At 40.6% G+C, this 16,039-nt stretch carries 16 protein-coding genes and 2 pseudogenes; 11 read left to right on the forward strand and 7 right to left on the reverse strand.

The annotated features are described in order from the left end of the window. On the reverse strand, positions 1-429 hold a 429-nt coding region (locus tag JWQ85_RS00510; RefSeq protein ID WP_299462293.1), incomplete at its 3' end, for an FAD-binding oxidoreductase. A gap of 97 nt (positions 430-526) precedes the next feature. On the opposite strand from JWQ85_RS00510, the gene JWQ85_RS00515 reads away from it, so the two are divergent. From JWQ85_RS00515 to JWQ85_RS00525, 3 genes are all read left to right on the forward strand, one after another. Beyond that, positions 527-1,243: a zinc metallopeptidase gene (locus tag JWQ85_RS00515; RefSeq protein WP_299462296.1), complete on the forward strand. Its 717-nt coding sequence runs from the start codon at positions 527-529 to the stop codon at positions 1,241-1,243. 119 nt (positions 1,244-1,362) lie between these two features. Continuing rightward, positions 1,363-2,022 carry a hypothetical protein gene (locus tag JWQ85_RS00520; RefSeq protein WP_299462299.1) on the forward strand — a complete coding sequence of 220 codons (660 nt, stop codon included), beginning with the start codon at positions 1,363-1,365 and terminating at the stop codon, positions 2,020-2,022. Between the two features lie 115 nt (positions 2,023-2,137). Beyond that, positions 2,138-2,962 carry an ion transporter gene (locus JWQ85_RS00525; RefSeq protein WP_299462302.1) on the forward strand — a complete coding sequence of 275 codons (825 nt, stop codon included), beginning with the start codon at positions 2,138-2,140 and terminating at the stop codon, positions 2,960-2,962. Positions 2,963-3,244: 282 nt separating this feature from the next. Here JWQ85_RS00525 and apaG read toward each other — a convergent pair whose 3' ends face one another. Next, positions 3,245-3,631: a Co2+/Mg2+ efflux protein ApaG gene (gene apaG / locus JWQ85_RS00530; protein ID WP_299462305.1), complete on the reverse strand. Its 387-nt coding sequence runs from the start codon at positions 3,629-3,631 to the stop codon at positions 3,245-3,247. Between the two features lie 47 nt (positions 3,632-3,678). After that, positions 3,679-4,671, reverse strand: coding sequence for a tRNA dihydrouridine synthase DusB (gene dusB / locus JWQ85_RS00535; RefSeq protein ID WP_299462308.1), 993 nt, complete (start codon positions 4,669-4,671; stop codon positions 3,679-3,681). A gap of 42 nt (positions 4,672-4,713) precedes the next feature. On the opposite strand from dusB, the gene JWQ85_RS00540 reads away from it, so the two are divergent. From JWQ85_RS00540 to JWQ85_RS00555, 4 genes and pseudogenes are all read left to right on the forward strand, one after another. Next, on the forward strand, positions 4,714-5,658 hold the full coding sequence (locus JWQ85_RS00540; RefSeq protein ID WP_299462311.1) for a CPBP family intramembrane glutamic endopeptidase: 945 nt from the start codon (positions 4,714-4,716) through the stop codon (positions 5,656-5,658). Further along, entirely contained in the window at positions 5,639-5,851 is a 213-nt protein-coding gene (locus JWQ85_RS00545; RefSeq protein ID WP_299462314.1) for a hypothetical protein, read from the forward strand. The genes JWQ85_RS00540 and JWQ85_RS00545 overlap by 20 nt, the downstream gene beginning before the upstream one ends. Continuing rightward, positions 5,848-6,690, forward strand: a complete 843-nt coding sequence (locus JWQ85_RS00550) for a phosphatidate cytidylyltransferase (protein ID WP_299462317.1) — start codon at positions 5,848-5,850, stop codon at positions 6,688-6,690. Before JWQ85_RS00545 ends, JWQ85_RS00550 begins: the two co-directional genes overlap by 4 nt. 26 nt (positions 6,691-6,716) lie before the next feature. After that, positions 6,717-7,370, forward strand: a pseudogene (locus tag JWQ85_RS00555) (phosphatidylserine decarboxylase family protein); the annotation flags it as partial. Positions 7,371-7,707: 337 nt separating this feature from the next. On the opposite strand, the gene JWQ85_RS00560 reads toward JWQ85_RS00555, so the two are convergent. After that, positions 7,708-8,727: an aldo/keto reductase gene (locus tag JWQ85_RS00560; protein WP_299462320.1), complete on the reverse strand. Its 1,020-nt coding sequence runs from the start codon at positions 8,725-8,727 to the stop codon at positions 7,708-7,710. Positions 8,728-8,847: 120 nt separating this feature from the next. Between JWQ85_RS00560 and JWQ85_RS00565 the strand changes: the two genes are divergently transcribed. Further along, entirely contained in the window at positions 8,848-9,174 is a 327-nt protein-coding gene (locus JWQ85_RS00565) for a hypothetical protein (protein ID WP_299462323.1), read from the forward strand. 161 nt (positions 9,175-9,335) lie between these two features. Here the strand turns inward: JWQ85_RS00565 and JWQ85_RS00570 are convergent, their stop codons facing one another. Genes JWQ85_RS00570 through JWQ85_RS00580 form a run of 3 tightly spaced genes read right to left on the reverse strand, consistent with a single transcriptional unit; the run spans position 9,336 to position 11,429 of the window. Beyond that, positions 9,336-10,316, reverse strand: a complete 981-nt coding sequence (locus tag JWQ85_RS00570; RefSeq protein WP_299462326.1) for an acyl-ACP desaturase — start codon at positions 10,314-10,316, stop codon at positions 9,336-9,338. Between the two features lie 41 nt (positions 10,317-10,357). Then, entirely contained in the window at positions 10,358-10,765 is a 408-nt protein-coding gene (locus tag JWQ85_RS00575; protein ID WP_299462329.1) for a hypothetical protein, read from the reverse strand. Beyond that, positions 10,722-11,429 (reverse strand): cellulase family glycosylhydrolase, encoded by a 708-nt coding sequence (locus JWQ85_RS00580; RefSeq protein ID WP_299462332.1) that lies wholly within the window; start codon positions 11,427-11,429, stop codon positions 10,722-10,724. The genes JWQ85_RS00575 and JWQ85_RS00580 overlap by 44 nt, the downstream gene beginning before the upstream one ends. Positions 11,430-11,556: 127 nt before the next feature. On the opposite strand from JWQ85_RS00580, the gene JWQ85_RS00585 reads away from it, so the two are divergent. The 3 genes and pseudogenes from JWQ85_RS00585 to JWQ85_RS00595 form a co-directional block, all read left to right on the forward strand. Continuing rightward, on the forward strand, positions 11,557-12,903 hold the full coding sequence (locus JWQ85_RS00585; protein WP_299462335.1) for a HAMP domain-containing sensor histidine kinase: 1,347 nt from the start codon (positions 11,557-11,559) through the stop codon (positions 12,901-12,903). Between the two features lie 12 nt (positions 12,904-12,915). Next, positions 12,916-15,003 carry a cellulose biosynthesis cyclic di-GMP-binding regulatory protein BcsB gene (locus JWQ85_RS00590; protein WP_299462338.1) on the forward strand — a complete coding sequence of 696 codons (2,088 nt, stop codon included), beginning with the start codon at positions 12,916-12,918 and terminating at the stop codon, positions 15,001-15,003. Between the two features lie 45 nt (positions 15,004-15,048). Then, positions 15,049-16,039 (forward strand): annotated as a pseudogene (locus tag JWQ85_RS00595) (glycosyl transferase); the annotation flags it as partial.

The raw sequence follows: 16,039 nt of genomic DNA on the forward strand, positions 1-16,039 counted from the left end.
AACCGGGTTTAATAATTTATTTAATCGTGCTATATTATTAATAGCTTCTTCCGCATTAGCTTCTTCCCCTTGCATAAATAGCTCGTAGCCACCATGCTGATGATAATCAATATGTTCATCGCCAAGGTTTTGGCGTAAACGCTGCAAGCCACGCCATTTATAATTAGCGAGCCGTGCAACCTCTTCTTCAGATGAGTGTTTAAGCGCTTCTAATTGCTCCGAAACCGTCCCGAAACAGGCGAAACCGGCGTTTTTTGTACTGGCCCCGCTTGGTAAAAAACCACGCTCTAAAACCAAAACCTTCAAATTTGGTTCCCGTGTTTTTAAATACAAGGCGGCGCTAAGGCCTACAATGCCGCTGCCAATAATAATTACATCGGCATTATCAATCAACGCGCTACGTTCCCAGTATGAAAAATTGCTTGGCATATATTTCAAATGTAGTACTTTTCACTTTGAACTTTCTACCTTCAACTTAGAACTGGAATGCTTTTTGAAATAGAACTTTATATAAAACTATTGAAAAATGATAAACCTATTATTCGTTTCCTATAATTCTGCTTTGCTGCTCATGATAGTGATAGCACTGGTGAGCTTTATTGTGCAATGGCGTTTTAAAAGTAAATTTAAACAATATTCAGAAATGCCTTTGTTATCCGGCCTATCCGGCAAGGATGTGGCCGAGCGCATGCTGAAAGATAACGGCATATATGACGTACGGGTAATTTCTGTTGAAGGCCAATTAACCGACCACTACAACCCCGCAGATAAAACCGTTAATCTTAGTCCGGATGTTTACCACAGCCGTAGTATCGCGGCCGCGGCCGTTGCTGCTCACGAGTGTGGCCATGCGGTACAACATGCAAAAGCTTATAGCTGGTTAAGCTTCCGTTCGGCAATGGTGCCGGTGGTAAATGTGGCATCAACATTAACCCAATGGACGCTGATGATTGGTATTATGCTGTTGTTTTTTACACATAACCCTTATGTACTGGCAATTGGTGTTGCTGCTTTGGCATTAGTAACCTTGTTTAGCTTTATTACCCTGCCGGTTGAGTTTGATGCCAGCCAGCGCGCGTTAGCATGGTTGGATAATAACTACACCATTATGCAAACCCGCCAGGAACACGAGCAGGCAAAAGATGCCCTTTGGTGGGCCGCCATGACCTATGTTGTTGCTGCCTTAAGTGCCCTGGCTACACTGGTATACTACGCCTCGTTCCTGTTTAACAGAAGGAACTAAGCCGCTTAAACGCACTCTTTAGACAGGAATCAAAACAATATTAAATCGCCTCAAAATAATAGGGGCGGTTTTTTTATGTGTACTTGTAACACTTTGTTTTGCTGCATCGTCATTATATCATGAAAAAATATATACTACTGTGTCTGAGTATAATATTATCCTTACAGGCATGCAAAAAAGATAAAAATAGCGAGGGCATAATTGTACCACCCGATCCTATAGAAACCACGCCCGTAACGGGCGAAACACAACCATCATCTGCCAATATTGTGTACCGCACGTTAAATATGAGGGTTGGCTACAAGAAACACATTTTCCTGGATGCGAATGCAGATGGCACAACAGATATCAGTTTTTCCAGTGTACTTATTATGCACGACGGCAAGCAGCATTTATACCTGTCTGCTTATGGCAAAACCAATACCAGTAACAAAATATTTGTAAAAAAAGGGGAAGAACTGGTGAATGGCAGCTTATGGGCATACCCATTTAATAAAGATGAAACCATTGAACCAACAGAAACAAATGAAGTTAAGTGGACTGCCAATCAGCAAAAAGCATCTATTATGAGCGTTGTTTCAACCGGTTCGCAAACCGATGTTGAAGGCCTTTGGGCAAATAAAACAGAAAAATATTTAGGCTTTGCCCTCAAAATAAATGGTGAACCCTACTTCGGCTGGATAAAGCTTAGCCACGATACTACCACAGACGAGATCGTATTTAGCGATTACGCTTACAGCAAAATACCCGGCGGTAATATTATTGCCGGAGAAAAATAGCTTTTTTTAGTTTAACTAGTTTAGTGTTGAAAGGCTGCCCCAGGGTAGCCTTTTTTATCCCCCCAACTCCTTGTGAGTTGCACACAATCAATGCCATATTGTGTTATGTTTAATCATGGCATCAAACGAAACTGATAAAGACTGGCGTTTTAGGCTGCACGAGATCATTTATGAATCAAACACTCGTGCGGGGAAGGCATTTGATGTAGCCCTGCTGATAGCCATTTTTACAAGCATTATTGTAGTGATGCTGGATAGTGTGGAAAGCATCCATCAACAACACGGGCAGCTTTTAAAATATGTTGAATGGGGGTATACCATACTATTTACCATAGAATATACTCTGCGGTTAATTAGCATCAGGCGGCCTATAAGTTATGTTATTAGCCCGTTAGGCATAATTGACCTGATAGCGTTGATACCGTCCTACCTGAGTATCTTTTTTATCGGTGCGCAATCATTATTAGTGTTTAGGGCACTTAGGCTGTTGCGGGTTTTCCGGATCTTTAAGCTGAGCCGTTTTTTAACTGAGATAAATTTTCTAACTGTTGCCTTGAAAGGCAGCCTGCGAAAGATCAGCATATTCCTGCTTACAGTTTTATCGCTTACGGTTATCCTGGGCTCTATTATGTATTTGGTTGAGAAGCGCGAAAATGGCTTTACAAACATTCCCGAAAGTATTTACTGGGCAATTGTTACCATTACTACAGTTGGTTATGGGGATATTTCCCCGGTTACGCCAATGGGCAAGTTTGTAGCTTCTATAGTAATGCTGATTGGTTATGCTATTATAGCGGTACCCACCGGGATCTTAACTCATGACCTTGCAATAGCTGCCCGCCAGAAAAAAGAGTTACCCGAAGCCTGCCCTACCTGCGGCCGCGAAGGGCACGATAGCGACGCCACCTTTTGTAAATTTTGTGGGTCGGCGCTTTTATAAAAGCCCGAAATGTGCATTTAAATCAAAATAAATAACATTTACATGTAGCGTTAGGTCCAAAGCCTGCGTATTGGCATTAATCGTTCTATTGATTTTTGCATTACAACGTATTGCATATGCCTGCGTAAGACAGCCGGCCAGCTTCTTTAAAGGCAGAATAATCTTTAGTTTGATTGTTGTTTAGAAAAGGCTGCCTTAGGGCAGCCTTTTTGCTTATATCTACTTAAATAAAAAAGCCCCAACATTTCTGTCGAGGCATATAAAAATCTTGGTTGCTATATCTTAGTTAAGCCTATATGGCGCTATTAAATAAAATTCGGGGATCTGTACGTTGAATACTGAATTATCCAGCAGGCGTTCCATCTGGTACTCACCTTTCATGCTACCCATATCTGTTTTAAGGTTACAACCGCTCACATATTCGTGCGAATTACCGGGCTCAATTATTGGCTGCAGGCCTACAACGCCCTCACCTTCTACTTCGCGTTTAGCGCCGTTAGAGTCAAAAATATACCAGTGCCGGCTTACCAAACGTACGGCATAATTACCCATATTTTCAATGCTCACTTTATATGCGAACATAAAATGATCATTCATTGGGTTAGAATATTCGGGTTGGTAAATTGTTTCAACTGAAACCTTAACACCTTCAGTTATGGTAGTAGCCATTGCTTTGTTGTCTGTTTATATTCAAATATATATTTTACAAACAAATATTACGCCATTTCAAAAGCATATTTTTTGTCAACTTCGCCTAATATATCCATAATCTCATCTACGGTACCGGCTGTTACCAGCCTCATGCGGTATTCTTTAAAGTCGGGCACGCCTTTAAAATAGTTGCTGTAATGGCGGCGCATTTCAAAAATACCTGTACGCGGGCCTTTCCATTCCATTGATTTTTCGAGATGGGTTTTGCAAACCTCTATACGCTCGGCAATGGTTGGTTTATCTAAATGCTCGCCGGTTTTAAAGAAATGCTTAACCTCGCGGAAGATCCACGGGTAACCTATAGCCGCACGGCCTATCATCATACCATCTACCCCATACTCCATGCGCCAGTTGGCTGCTTTCTCGGGCGAATCGATATCACCGTTACCAAAAATCGGGATCTGTATCCGCGGGTTCTTTTTGATCTCGCTTATCAGGGTCCAGTCGGCAACACCTTTATACATTTGCGAACGGGTGCGGCCATGAATGGTTAGCGCCTTTATACCTACATCCTGCAGGCGTTCGGCAACTTCGTAAACATTTTTTGTATTATCATCCCAGCCAAGGCGGGTTTTTACAGTAACGGGCAAATGGGTAGCTCCAACAACCGCTTTGGTCATGGCAACCATTTTATCAATATCCTGCAGTAAACTTGCACCGGCACCACGGCAGGCAACCTGTTTAACCGGGCAACCGTAATTGATATCCATCAGATCTGGCCCTGCTAATGAGGCTATTTCGGTAGCTTCGCGCATATGGTCGATATCACTACCGAAGATCTGAATGCCTATTGGGCGTTCGTATTCAAAGATGTCGAGCTTTTGGCGGCTTTTAGCAGCATCGCGTATCAGTCCCTCGGATGAAATAAACTCCGTGTACATCATATCCGCGCCGTTTTGCTTGCATACATAACGGAAAGGCGGATCGCTCACGTCCTCCATCGGTGCCAGCAGCAGCGGGAACTCCCCTAAATCAATATTTCCTATTTGTACAGACATGGCTTATATTTAAGCGCTGCAAAAATACAAAATTTAAGCTATATGATGAAAAGCGCTGTAAGTCAAATGTCCCCGGGAAAGCAACTCCTACTTTTTATAGTAATATTTATGGGGATATTTACTGCATTTAACATATTAGGGATAATAGCGGTCGGCTTAATTTATGGCTTTGACCTGATAGTTGATATTGCCCATTTAAATTTTAGCAACCCGCAAAGTATACCCGCCTTATATATTTTACAGATAGTAACTACCACCATCCCCATTTTTGCTACCCCAATTATTTTTGCTTATTGGGTAGTGAAAGATCCCCAAGAGTATGTTAAACCATCATTCCGTTTCCCGTGGGTGCTGTTTGTTGTCGCTTTTTTTGTGATGCTGGTATCATCGCCATTAATAGAGTTTTTGAGCAACGTTAACCAGCAATTGGTTTTACCAAAATGGCTAAACGGACTGGAGAAATGGATGAAGGAGAGTGAAGAAAGCGCCCGCCGGGTTACCATGGCCATATTGCAAATGAATACCCTTTGGGATTGCATTAAAAACTTGATACTGATAGGCTTTTTAACCGCCGTTGCCGAGGAGTTTATGTTTCGTGGTGGCTTACAAACCATAATGGCCCGGTTAACGAAGAATATACACGCCGCCATTTGGATAACAGCCGCCCTTTTCAGTGCCTTCCATATGGAGTTTTATGGCTTTTTACCCCGCCTGCTGCTTGGCGCACTGTTTGGTTATTTTGTTGCTTATAGCGGCAGTATATGGCCGGCGGTTTGGGGGCATTTTTTAAATAATGGCACAGCTGTAGTAGCAACTTACTTGTATCAAAAAAAGCATATTAAACTAAACCCCGATGCTACGGATGTATTTAGTTGGTGGCAGTATCTATTTAGCCTGATAATTATTATAATTTTGCTGATAGTTTATAAAAAGGTAGCATTGGGCAAAAAGCAGGTCCCTGTATTAAATGGAGAAGAACTGGGTTAAAATTTATACTTCATCAAACTTTTATGAGTCTGAAATTGTGAAGCAGGTACTTACCGGGTACCAGATAGATGCCGTATTGCTTAACCGGCAGGCATCATCGCATCAGGCTTTTGGCGATATTGAAGTATATATTCACCAGGAAAACTTTGGCCGTGCTATCGAAATAATGATACTGAACCAAATTAATTTATGAAGACACGCGCCATAACGGGCTTTTTTTTTACAATAGTGATGCTGGGGTCGTTTTTACTGGGTTACCAGGTATTCGCCGCCTTTTATTTAGTACTTAGCTGCTTTTGTTTATATGAATTTTATTCCCTTATTAAAAAGGACACAGCAACTCCAAATATCCCCGTTGGGATACTAAGCGGTGTATTACTTTTTAGTGGGGCGGCACTACTTAACTATTCGGGCATGCTCACTCTTCCGGCTTTAAATGATCATCATTTAGCCTATTTACTGTTGTTTTTGCTGGTATTAAGTATTAGCCTGGTTTTTATACGGGAGTTATTCAAAATATCCGTAGCACCATTTGCCAATATTGCCTATACGTTGGTGGGGATGGCTTTTGTGATCGTGCCCTTCAGCTTTTTTCATGCGCTGGCCTATATTAACAATCAGGGCTTTAACTTTCACATCCCGATGGCATTTTTATTAATGCTTTGGGCTAACGATACCGGTGCCTACCTGGTAGGCCTAAGTATTGGCCGTACCAAACTTTTTGAGCGCCACTCCCCTAAAAAAACATGGGAAGGTTTTATTGGCGGTGTAGTTATCAGCGCGGGCGTAGGTTATATCATTAGTTTATATTTCCCAGAACTGGATTGGAAGCACTGGATGAGCGTTGGGATACTTATCTCCTGCTTTGGTACACTGGGCGATCTGGTAGAATCTATGTTTAAACGCAGCATAAATGTAAAGGACTCCGGCACTATACTGCCCGGCCACGGCGGCTTACTGGATAGGTTTGACGGGCTATTACTTGCCGCCCCTATTGTATATACTTACTTATACTTCGTTGTAAATGCTTAATTTTGTAGAAACTTATTACCCTATATATGACTTTTCATAAAGAAGGATATACATCACTTGCCTTAACAGTGCTGTTCATATTTGTATTGAACGCGCTAATCTCATTTTATTTCCCCGATGCTCATGTTGTAAAGTGGATAGTTTATATCCTGTCGTTTTTACTGTTTGTAACTATTGTACAGTTTTTTCGCAGCCCTGTTTTACATATCAGCGCAGAAGAATCGCAGGTGCTTTGCCCTGCAGATGGCAAAGTGGTGGTAATTGAAGAAACGGAAGAAACCGAATTTTTTAAAGACAGGCGCATACAGTTATCTGTGTTTATGTCGCCGGTTAATGTACACGTAAACCGTAACCCTATAAGTGGTGTTGTAAAATATTTTAAATATCACCCGGGTAAATACCTGGTGGCATGGCACCCAAAATCATCAACTGAAAACGAGCGTACCACGGTTGTAACCGAAAACAGCGAAGGCACCCAGATATTATTCCGCCAGATAGCGGGAGCGCTTGCCCGTCGTATTGTATGGTATGTTAAAGAGGGCGATGTAGTTGAACAGGGCCAGCAATTTGGCTTTATTAAATTTGGATCGAGGGTTGATATTTTCCTTCCATTAGGCACCAAAATTAATGTAGAACTTAATCAGGTAGTAAAAGGCGGTCGTACTGTATTGGCCGAATTATTAAATAACGTAGCATTGCCATCTGAAACTTCGGATGTGGTTGAAACAACACATATCCCCGATGTTGAAAAATCATTATCTGACGAGCATGGCGAACCAACACTGGTTATTGAGCACGATCTGGAAAAAGAGCAACCTGCCGAAAAACCGGTAGCTAAAGCAGCTCCTGCCAAGAAACCAGTTGCAGCTGCCAAGCCAAAACCAACCACCGCAGCAAAATCAACTACGGCAGCAAAACCGAAAACGGTTAAGAAAAGCGAAAAAAAATAATTTATCAAAATACAAAAAAGCCCCTATGCAATTACATAGGGGCTTTTTTTATGGTCGATAATGTACCTTATCTCTTTTCTACCCTGTCATAAAACCCGCCGAACGAATTATTCTTCACAGCATCTTCGTTAAAGAAATCGCCGGGGAAGCCCAATTCTATCTTGCTGGCATCATTAAGTTTTTGGATGTGTGCCGGGCTTAATATCACATCAATTGTTTTTAGGTTATCTTTCAACTGGTCAACCTTGGTGGCGCCAACAATTGGGATACAGCTAAAACCTTTGCTCATTGTCCACTGCAATGCAACGTGGCTTTCAGATACGCCAAGCTCCTGCGCAACTTCCATCACTACTTTGGTAATGTTTTCGCTGCGCGCGTCCAGGCGTTTGCTATCGGCTTTTATGCGGCCTTTATCTCCTTTTAGATATTTACCTGTTAATGCGCCGCCTGCCAGTGGCGCCCATGGCGTAACCGTCATTCCAAAATGTTTGGCCATTGGGATCAATTCACGTTCGGCGGTGCGGGCCAGCAGGCTGTATTCTACCTGCAGGGCTATAAACTGGCTCCAGCCCATTAGTTCGGCAAGGGTGTTACCCTTGGCTACTACCCAGGCAGGGGTATCGCTGATGGCAGCATAGGTTATTTTGCCTTGTTTTATCAAGTCATCCATAGCGCGCAGCACTTCATCAATCGGGGTAATATTATCCCAAATGTGCAGGTACAGCACATCTATAAAATCTGTTTTTAAACGTTTCAGGCTATCCTCTATACTGCGCATCATATTCTTGCGATTGTTGCCGCTTGCGTTGGGGTTGGTAATATTATCTTTTAAGCTGTATTTGGTGGCCAGCACAAAGTAATCGCGATCCTGGTTGGCTATATAGTCGCCAATTATCTTTTCGCTGGTGCCCAGCTTGTATATATTGGCGGTATCCAGGAAGTTGCCACCTGCGTTAGCGTAGGCATCCATGATCTCGAAGCTGGTGGCAGCATCGGCTCCCCATCCGCCTTCGGTCCCAAAACCCATTGTGCCTAAACAAAGCTCGGATACCTTTAATCCTGATCGGCCTAATAATTTATAATTCATGGTAGTAGTAGTTTTTTTAAGATGAACGCTGTAAGCAAAACTCCTGTTTTAAAAGCTCAAATAAAAATGCTTTGTAAACAATAGCTGCAAGCCAATTGTAAATATATTAAACATACCATCATGAAGATCATCACCCTGCATAAACCTGTTAATATTAACGAGCTTTTTACCCATCTGCAAGAAAGACTGAACCCAATCTTTCAAAAGCAAAGGCAAAGCGATATAAGTTTTAACATAGCCAATGCCCCTAACGGCATTGAGATAAGCTACCCTAAGCTGTATGAAGGTATTTTGTTTACCATTACGGTACAGGGCGATCAGCTTTGGATAACCCGCAACGAGCATTATGTAGATGACATTAACTCCATTACCGTTGAATCTATCCTGAACAGCTTGTTTGATGATATATCCGGCGGGCAGGGTACGGATTTGCTGCAGGAGGGATAATATTACTATTTATACATACACTATTTACTCACCCCGACTACGCTACGCTGCTCGACCCTCTCTGCTGCGCAAAGAGGGTAAGAGAAATTAAGGTTTATATAAATAAACAAAAAAGCCCTCTTTGTTTTTTCAAAGAGGGCTTCATATTAAAATTCTTACGCTTATCCGTAGATCCAGCTAAATTTATACTCCAGCATTGGGTTCTTCATACGTTCGGCAACGCGTAGTAAACGGTTTGGCAGGTTCATGATATAATCACGTGCTTTTTCGCCATCTTCTTTTAGGTCCATAACGCTTTCTATATGCCAGTCTTCTATTAGTTCCTTTAATATATCAACATAGTCGATAGCTGTATAAATACCCAAGCGTTCTGCAGCATCAGTAAAGTGGCCGAATGTCTGGCCAATCTTCAAACCAACTTCGCGAAGGAAGTGGGCCGGCATAACAATTTTTTTACGCATCATATCCTCAAAAGCCAACATGGCCTCATTAGGGTCAACCTCAAATATTTTTTCAATAAAATATTTGTAAGCTTTTGCGTGGCGTGCCTCATCGCCGGCAATTACGCCACACATTTTAGATAGCAATGTATCGCCATCTTTTTTAGCCTGCGATGCCACCCTGCGGTGAGATACGTTTGTAGCCAGTTCCTGGAAAGATGTGTATATAAAGTTACGATAAGGGTCGTGGCCGGTGCCAATATCAAACCCATCGGCAATTAAATATTGGGTAGATACCTCCATAGCGCGCATATTAACACGGCCAGATAGGTATAAGTATTTATTAAGCAGGTCGCCGTGGCGGTTTTCTTCAGCAGTCCAGTGGCGTGTCCATTTCATCCAGCCACCTTCTTCATTATCAGATACACCTTCAACCATGGTTAACCACGATTCGTAGGTAGGCAATGCTTCTTCGGTGATCGTATCACCTATAAGTACAGCAACAAGGTCATATGATAAACCCCGGGCGCTTTCCTGCATTTCTTTTATCTCGCTAAAAAACGTATCCCTTGAAGCATCAGGCAAAAAGTCTGATGGTTGCCATATTGTATCAATGGGTTTCAAATATTCGTTCATCTTCTCCAGCATGAACTTTTCAATATGACCCATTACCTCTTTGCGTTTTTCTTCGAAAAATTTCATAGTACCTTATTAGTGAGCAAAGTTAATAATTAATGTCAATATTATTTCGCGCCTGTATAATCAATAGCCTGTTTCATACAATCAGACAGGGTATTAATTGACGGCGGGCCGTTAAATATAGAAAAATTGGTGTTGTAATCCCACATTATTCCGGGTATACCCATGGCCTTTAAATTTTTACGTACCGAGTTTATATATCGGCAACGGCTATCTGCATCGGCATATTTATTATATACACCATACTCGCCGCATAATATAGGAACATCATATTTAGCTCCCCAGTTTTTAATAATTTGCAATTTATCATGTACCGATTGCTCGTTGCCATCGGTTTTGTATTGATAATAATTATTTTCGCCCCAGGTACCTTTTACCTTGGGGTTTATAGCAGGGTATGTTTTTGCATCATAAGAGAACGGCACCCCTGTGGTTGCTACCTGGTTGCCCACCCAACCGGGCCCCCTGATGAGTAAAAAAGAAGGGCTCGTAAAAATGAAAAGTGTAAATAATATTTTCATCGGCCAGCCTTTCCGTACGGCTTAACTCGTAAATACTATTAAAGTTTGATGCGCCTACTATTAATGTTCTTTTTTTGTCTACTTTTCTAATAGCAGTTACAATATTATACGCGGCATCTTTCCACACTTTAGGGTTCATGTGGGGTGGCTCATTGTATAATTCAAAGAAAACCTTTTCCGGGCTTTCCCGTATATACCGCTTAGTTAATTTAAGCCATTGGTTAATGATCTTTGGCGTTTCAGTTAAATAGTTACTATCGTTAAGATTCCCGTAATGATAATCAATAATTAGCTTTAAGCCATATGTATTACATTGTTCCAAAACTTCATCAATATGAGTAAATACTTTCTCAACCATAATTTTATTAGTTTCGAAGTATGCAAAAGCAACCGGGAGCCTGATGCTCTTAAAACCTAACTTTTTAATTAACTCGAAGTCGGTATTCTTTATAGGTTTTATACTCAAAATGTCCTTATTCCAGGTTTGTTCCAACCATGATATGCTAATCCCATTATCCAGGCTTTTTGCCCGCTTAAACGCCGTTTGCCTTTGGGTTAAGGGGGGTGGATTGCTTTTTGCATTAACACGTTGCATAATTATAATTAATATTATAATAAGCAGGTTTGTTAACAGTTTCGGAAATGTATTTTTGAGAGTTGTGTTTTCCAATATCTTAATAGTTATTAAGAGCTGATCTTATATTATAATTTAAGGATACAAAATGTTTGTTCAAATTTCAAAGGAAGAATATCAAAGAGAGATATCAAAAAAAGCATGGTATCAAACTAATAACATAATCTGGACAATTATATTTCTATATCCCATATTCAGCATCGTTGATTTTATATTTGCTAATAGTATTTGGCTGCAGTTTTTTATTATAAGGATCATTACAGTGATGATCATTTATGGTTTAAATGCATTTTTTCAAAGCAGGAAATATAATTACCGTACCCTGCTGCACATAACCTTTTTCCTGCTCTCGGTAACATCGGCCATTTTATGTAATATAGTTAATATACAGCAGGCAACTACCTACTATTTAATTTTTGCCACCATAATATTATTTTTAAATCTACAGGTTTTTTGGGAGCCTATTCATTCTATTATACAAACCTTAATAGCCTTGTTGCTTCTTGCTGTATTTTATAATGTTTTGAATGAGTATTCTTTAGACCTTGTTATCAGCAATGGCGGCCAAATGTTTTTCATTATCGCGTTTATATCATGCTTAATACCCAATGCCCGTTATAAGGTTATTGCCCGCGATGTACGCTCACAAATATTGATCGAAAAATCTAACGAGCAGCTTAAAGAGCAAAACCACGATATTAACGAGAAAAATAATATTATAGACAGTCAGTATGAACAGCTGCGCAAGCTGGATGACCAAAAGAACAGCTTTATAAATATTGCCGGCCATGATCTTAAAAACCTTATTGGTTCTATTGTAATGAGCAATAACATGCTTAGGGAAGAAGATTACCGCTTAAGTGCCGACCAAAAAGATTATACCAGCTACATTGCAGAATCGGCCGATAAAATGCAGTACATGCTTAATAAGCTGATGGATGTTAAAGAGATAGAATCGCCTGAGATGAAATTCAATATGGAGATCTTTGATATTAACACCGAGGTTATACATATATATAAAGGCCTGATAGAAACCGCCCAGATGAAGAACATCCATCTGATTGATAATATTCTAAAATTACCCCTTCACGTAAAACTGGATAAGGTTTTTGTTGGCCAGGTGTTTCAAAACCTGTTATCAAACTCTATAAAGTTTTCGCAAACCAACAACAATATAAAAATTGTTACCAGCCTGCAGCGCCAAAAATTTGTTTTCGAAATTATTGATGAGGGCGTTGCTATTGGGCAGGAAGAGCTGGATATGATGTTCAATAAGCTAAAAACGCTTAATGATGCATCGGGCACTATAGAAAGCAAGCTTGGCCTGGGTCTTTCAATTGCTAAGCTAATGACAAAAGAACTTGGCGGTGAGCTAAGTTACCGCAGTGACGATAACGGAAATTATTTTAGAGTAGAATTTTACGTAATAAACTAACGCTTATATCTGATGAAGAGACTTTTAACCTTACTGGCTTTTATATTACTTGGTACAGCTTCGTTCGCCCAAACTGTTATGTCGTTCAAAGCCATGGGGCATAATGATGACGAGCCTATATTTGGTATGAGCGGTGCCACATCCTTTTATTTTAAGATCACACCACAGTATGAAGTAACCGGGAGTAAACTGGTTATTTACTTTGAACCGTCGCAGGCCTTGATACGTGACAGGTCATACATCAATTTATTTGTTGGGTCAAAACCAGTATACAGTGCCCGTTTAACAAAAGACTCTATTCAAAAAATATCTTTAACCCTTACAAAGGCCGATGTATCTGCCGATAATTACCTTAAGATAACGCTTAAAACCCTGTTAACCATTACAGATGATCCCTGCCGCGATCTGGACAACCCGGCTATGTGGTTAAAAATCAAAAACTACTCTTACTTATCGTTAGTAAAAAGCAATAAAAACTTTTTCAATAATATAAACATCAGTAATTGTTTCGATTCTAAAACAGCTATTATATACAACTCTAATCCATCTTTACATGATCTTAAGGCGGTTGCATGGGCGTATGCAAGACTAAAAAAAACCCAAACAAAAAACATTGGCGTATTTGAAATAAGCAAACTACCAGATAGCGTACATAACTACATTATGGTTGGTTCTATGCCAACCCTTCGTGATGATAAACGCTCTCTGGTAAAAGTTAGTCCGCAAGCCAACCAGGGTTTATTATACCTGCATAAGTCACTTGCTACCGTAGTTGACACAGTTACCCGCATGGTTAATGTAAAGGGTAAGCTTACGCCGGTTAAAACGGTATCGCAAGAGATTGTGCCTACCGAGGTCTTGTTTGTTACCGGTGGCGATGACGCCGGCTATGAAAAAGGCATTACCACATTAGGTAATATGAACGTGCTAAATTCAACATTTGGCGATTACCTGCTGGTAAATAAAGCGCAAAACACATTCTTTAAAACTACTGACGAAAACCGCTCTAAACTATCGTTAAAGCAAATTGGCGGTGTTAGCGATTTTTTATCGGGTATAGGTTCGTTAAAAAGCGCGTTTAACTTTAAGAATAGCGATTTTAGCTTTACCCCTAAAGAGGTAGAGATACGTATAGTTGCTAATTATAGCAGCTTAAACCCCGGCGACCGTGGCTTCTTCAACATTTACCTTAACGGTTTATTGCTAAGCAGCGAAAAACTGGATGCATCCGGCAAATTAAACACATCGGTTACCATTAACAGATATCAACACCACAAATACAACACGCTGGAGGCCGAGTTTAGGTTTTATCCTAACAACGGTAACTGTAAAAACAGCTTCACCAATTTTTTTGCCGAAATTGATGTTGACAAATCATACCTGGAATCGAAAAACCCGTTCATAACAAGCGATCTAAGTTTTTACCAATACCCCGAAGCATTTAACAGCGGTACAACCCGTATTGTAGTATCAAAGAAATTTGCTAAATATGCTGCAGGTGCAATGGGCGAAATTATTTATGAGTTGAACAACAATATCAACGCTAATAACTTCCCCGAGTTTATGTACTCTTCTGATGTGTTACATTCCCCATCAGAGTTAAAGAAGAATAACATCATTGCCCTGTTAGCTAAAGATGACCCTTTATTAAACGAGTTTCCGGATGCACCTGTTAAGTTTAACAAAAACTTCAGGCTGTACAATACCGATAATAATACGGTCGTGTACTCGCTGTCTGATACCACATCTAACGGTTTGGCGCAGATCTTCTACGGGCGAAGCAACAATGCAACACTGGTATTAACCGCAACGGGCCAGCACTTATCTGAAGCTTTCCTGGCCGCATCAAAATCAATTACCGAGCAGCTTTCAACGCTAAGCAGCAACGTTTGTATATCTGATGTTAACAATAACAAGTACCTCTTTAATATAAATAAATCAAGCGAGAACCTGGAGTATATTGACACCAAGAGTGCGCTTACCCGTTTCTGGGATAGCTATAACCTGTACATCTTATTAGGTATACTGGTGCTTATCCTTTTGTCATTCCTTTACATACGTTCAAGGGTTCAAAAATCGCAGGACCTGTTTAATGACTAAGGTTTCGGGCGGGGCGCTAAATTTAAATTATATAGTAGTTTTTTCATGAGTATATCAATTCCTGAATTGTTGACTAATGATGGGTTTATCACAGCAGGTGAACGTGATGCAATTGAAAAATATTCAGTTGAATCTGGTTTATCCTTCATCAAGATAGCGCTCACTTTAGGATATATCTCACGTAAAAATTACGACAGATCTATACTTAACGCCGGCTATCATATTCATGAGGCCCCCCGAAAGGAAGCCTACGATACCCGGGTTTTAAGCAAGATAGACCTGAACTTTGCGCACGAGCGCTTAGCCATGCCGCTACGGATAGAAAACAATAAGGTGGTATGTTTAATGGCTTCGCCTGATGATACGCTATTTATAGATTTTATCCGGTTCACTTATGATCTTGAACCACATATAATCATAGCATCCGATATGGATATCACCTGGCTCAGCAATAAGCTTTTGGGCGATAAATACATTAAATCGGCAGTGTTTGAGCTAATGAAGCGCGACCCTGATAGTTCGGCGGTGGTTACCTTCTCAACCGCTCAACTGATATTTATTTTTGTATTACTTGGAATAGTTACCATAGGCCTCATCTTAAGCTTTAAGAACACATCCATTATTATCAACGTTCTCATTAGTTCGTTCTTTTTGGTGGCTATAATATTTAAGCTGTTTTTGGCGCTTGTTGGTTCAAGGTTCGAGCTGCACCAGGCCGTTACCAAAGATGACCTGAAACTTGTTTATGATGACGACCTACCCATTTACACCATATTACTACCGGTATATAAAGAAGATAAGCTGATAAAAAAGCTGATCTGGAACCTGCAATCGATAGATTACCCGCGCCATAAGCTTGATATTAAACTACTGATAGAAGAGGACGACGATAAAACCTTTAACGCCGTAAAAAACCTGGATTTCCCTGCCATATTTGAGGTAATAGTGGTGCCTTTTCACATGCCTAAAACCAAACCAAAGGCATGTAACTACGGCCTGCACTTTGCGCGCGGCAAATATCTAACCATTTACGATG

The organism is Mucilaginibacter sp., assembly GCF_028288105.1.
GTDB lineage: Bacteria > Bacteroidota > Bacteroidia > Sphingobacteriales > Sphingobacteriaceae > Mucilaginibacter.

What these genes read in the sequence shown, in the direction of transcription:
- JWQ85_RS00550 (WP_299462317.1), top strand. Translation starts at nt 5,848, where the DNA reads ATGAAGACACGCGCCATAACGGGCTTTTTTTTTACAATAGTGATGCTG.
- JWQ85_RS00525 (WP_299462302.1), top strand. Translation starts at nt 2,138, where the DNA reads ATGGCATCAAACGAAACTGATAAAGACTGGCGTTTTAGGCTGCACGAG.
- JWQ85_RS00520 (WP_299462299.1), top strand. Translation starts at nt 1,363, where the DNA reads ATGAAAAAATATATACTACTGTGTCTGAGTATAATATTATCCTTACAG.
- JWQ85_RS00580 (WP_299462332.1), bottom strand. Translation starts at nt 11,429, where the DNA reads ATGCAACGTGTTAATGCAAAAAGCAATCCACCCCCCTTAACCCAAAGG.
- JWQ85_RS00565 (WP_299462323.1), top strand. Translation starts at nt 8,848, where the DNA reads ATGAAGATCATCACCCTGCATAAACCTGTTAATATTAACGAGCTTTTT.
- apaG (WP_299462305.1), bottom strand. Translation starts at nt 3,631, where the DNA reads ATGGCTACTACCATAACTGAAGGTGTTAAGGTTTCAGTTGAAACAATT.
- JWQ85_RS00570 (WP_299462326.1), bottom strand. Translation starts at nt 10,316, where the DNA reads ATGAAATTTTTCGAAGAAAAACGCAAAGAGGTAATGGGTCATATTGAA.
- JWQ85_RS00540 (WP_299462311.1), top strand. Translation starts at nt 4,714, where the DNA reads ATGATGAAAAGCGCTGTAAGTCAAATGTCCCCGGGAAAGCAACTCCTA.
- JWQ85_RS00560 (WP_299462320.1), bottom strand. Translation starts at nt 8,727, where the DNA reads ATGAATTATAAATTATTAGGCCGATCAGGATTAAAGGTATCCGAGCTT.
- JWQ85_RS00545 (WP_299462314.1), top strand. Translation starts at nt 5,639, where the DNA reads ATGGAGAAGAACTGGGTTAAAATTTATACTTCATCAAACTTTTATGAG.
- JWQ85_RS00590 (WP_299462338.1), top strand. Translation starts at nt 12,916, where the DNA reads ATGAAGAGACTTTTAACCTTACTGGCTTTTATATTACTTGGTACAGCT.
- JWQ85_RS00585 (WP_299462335.1), top strand. Translation starts at nt 11,557, where the DNA reads ATGTTTGTTCAAATTTCAAAGGAAGAATATCAAAGAGAGATATCAAAA.
- dusB (WP_299462308.1), bottom strand. Translation starts at nt 4,671, where the DNA reads ATGTCTGTACAAATAGGAAATATTGATTTAGGGGAGTTCCCGCTGCTG.
- JWQ85_RS00515 (WP_299462296.1), top strand. Translation starts at nt 527, where the DNA reads ATGATAAACCTATTATTCGTTTCCTATAATTCTGCTTTGCTGCTCATG.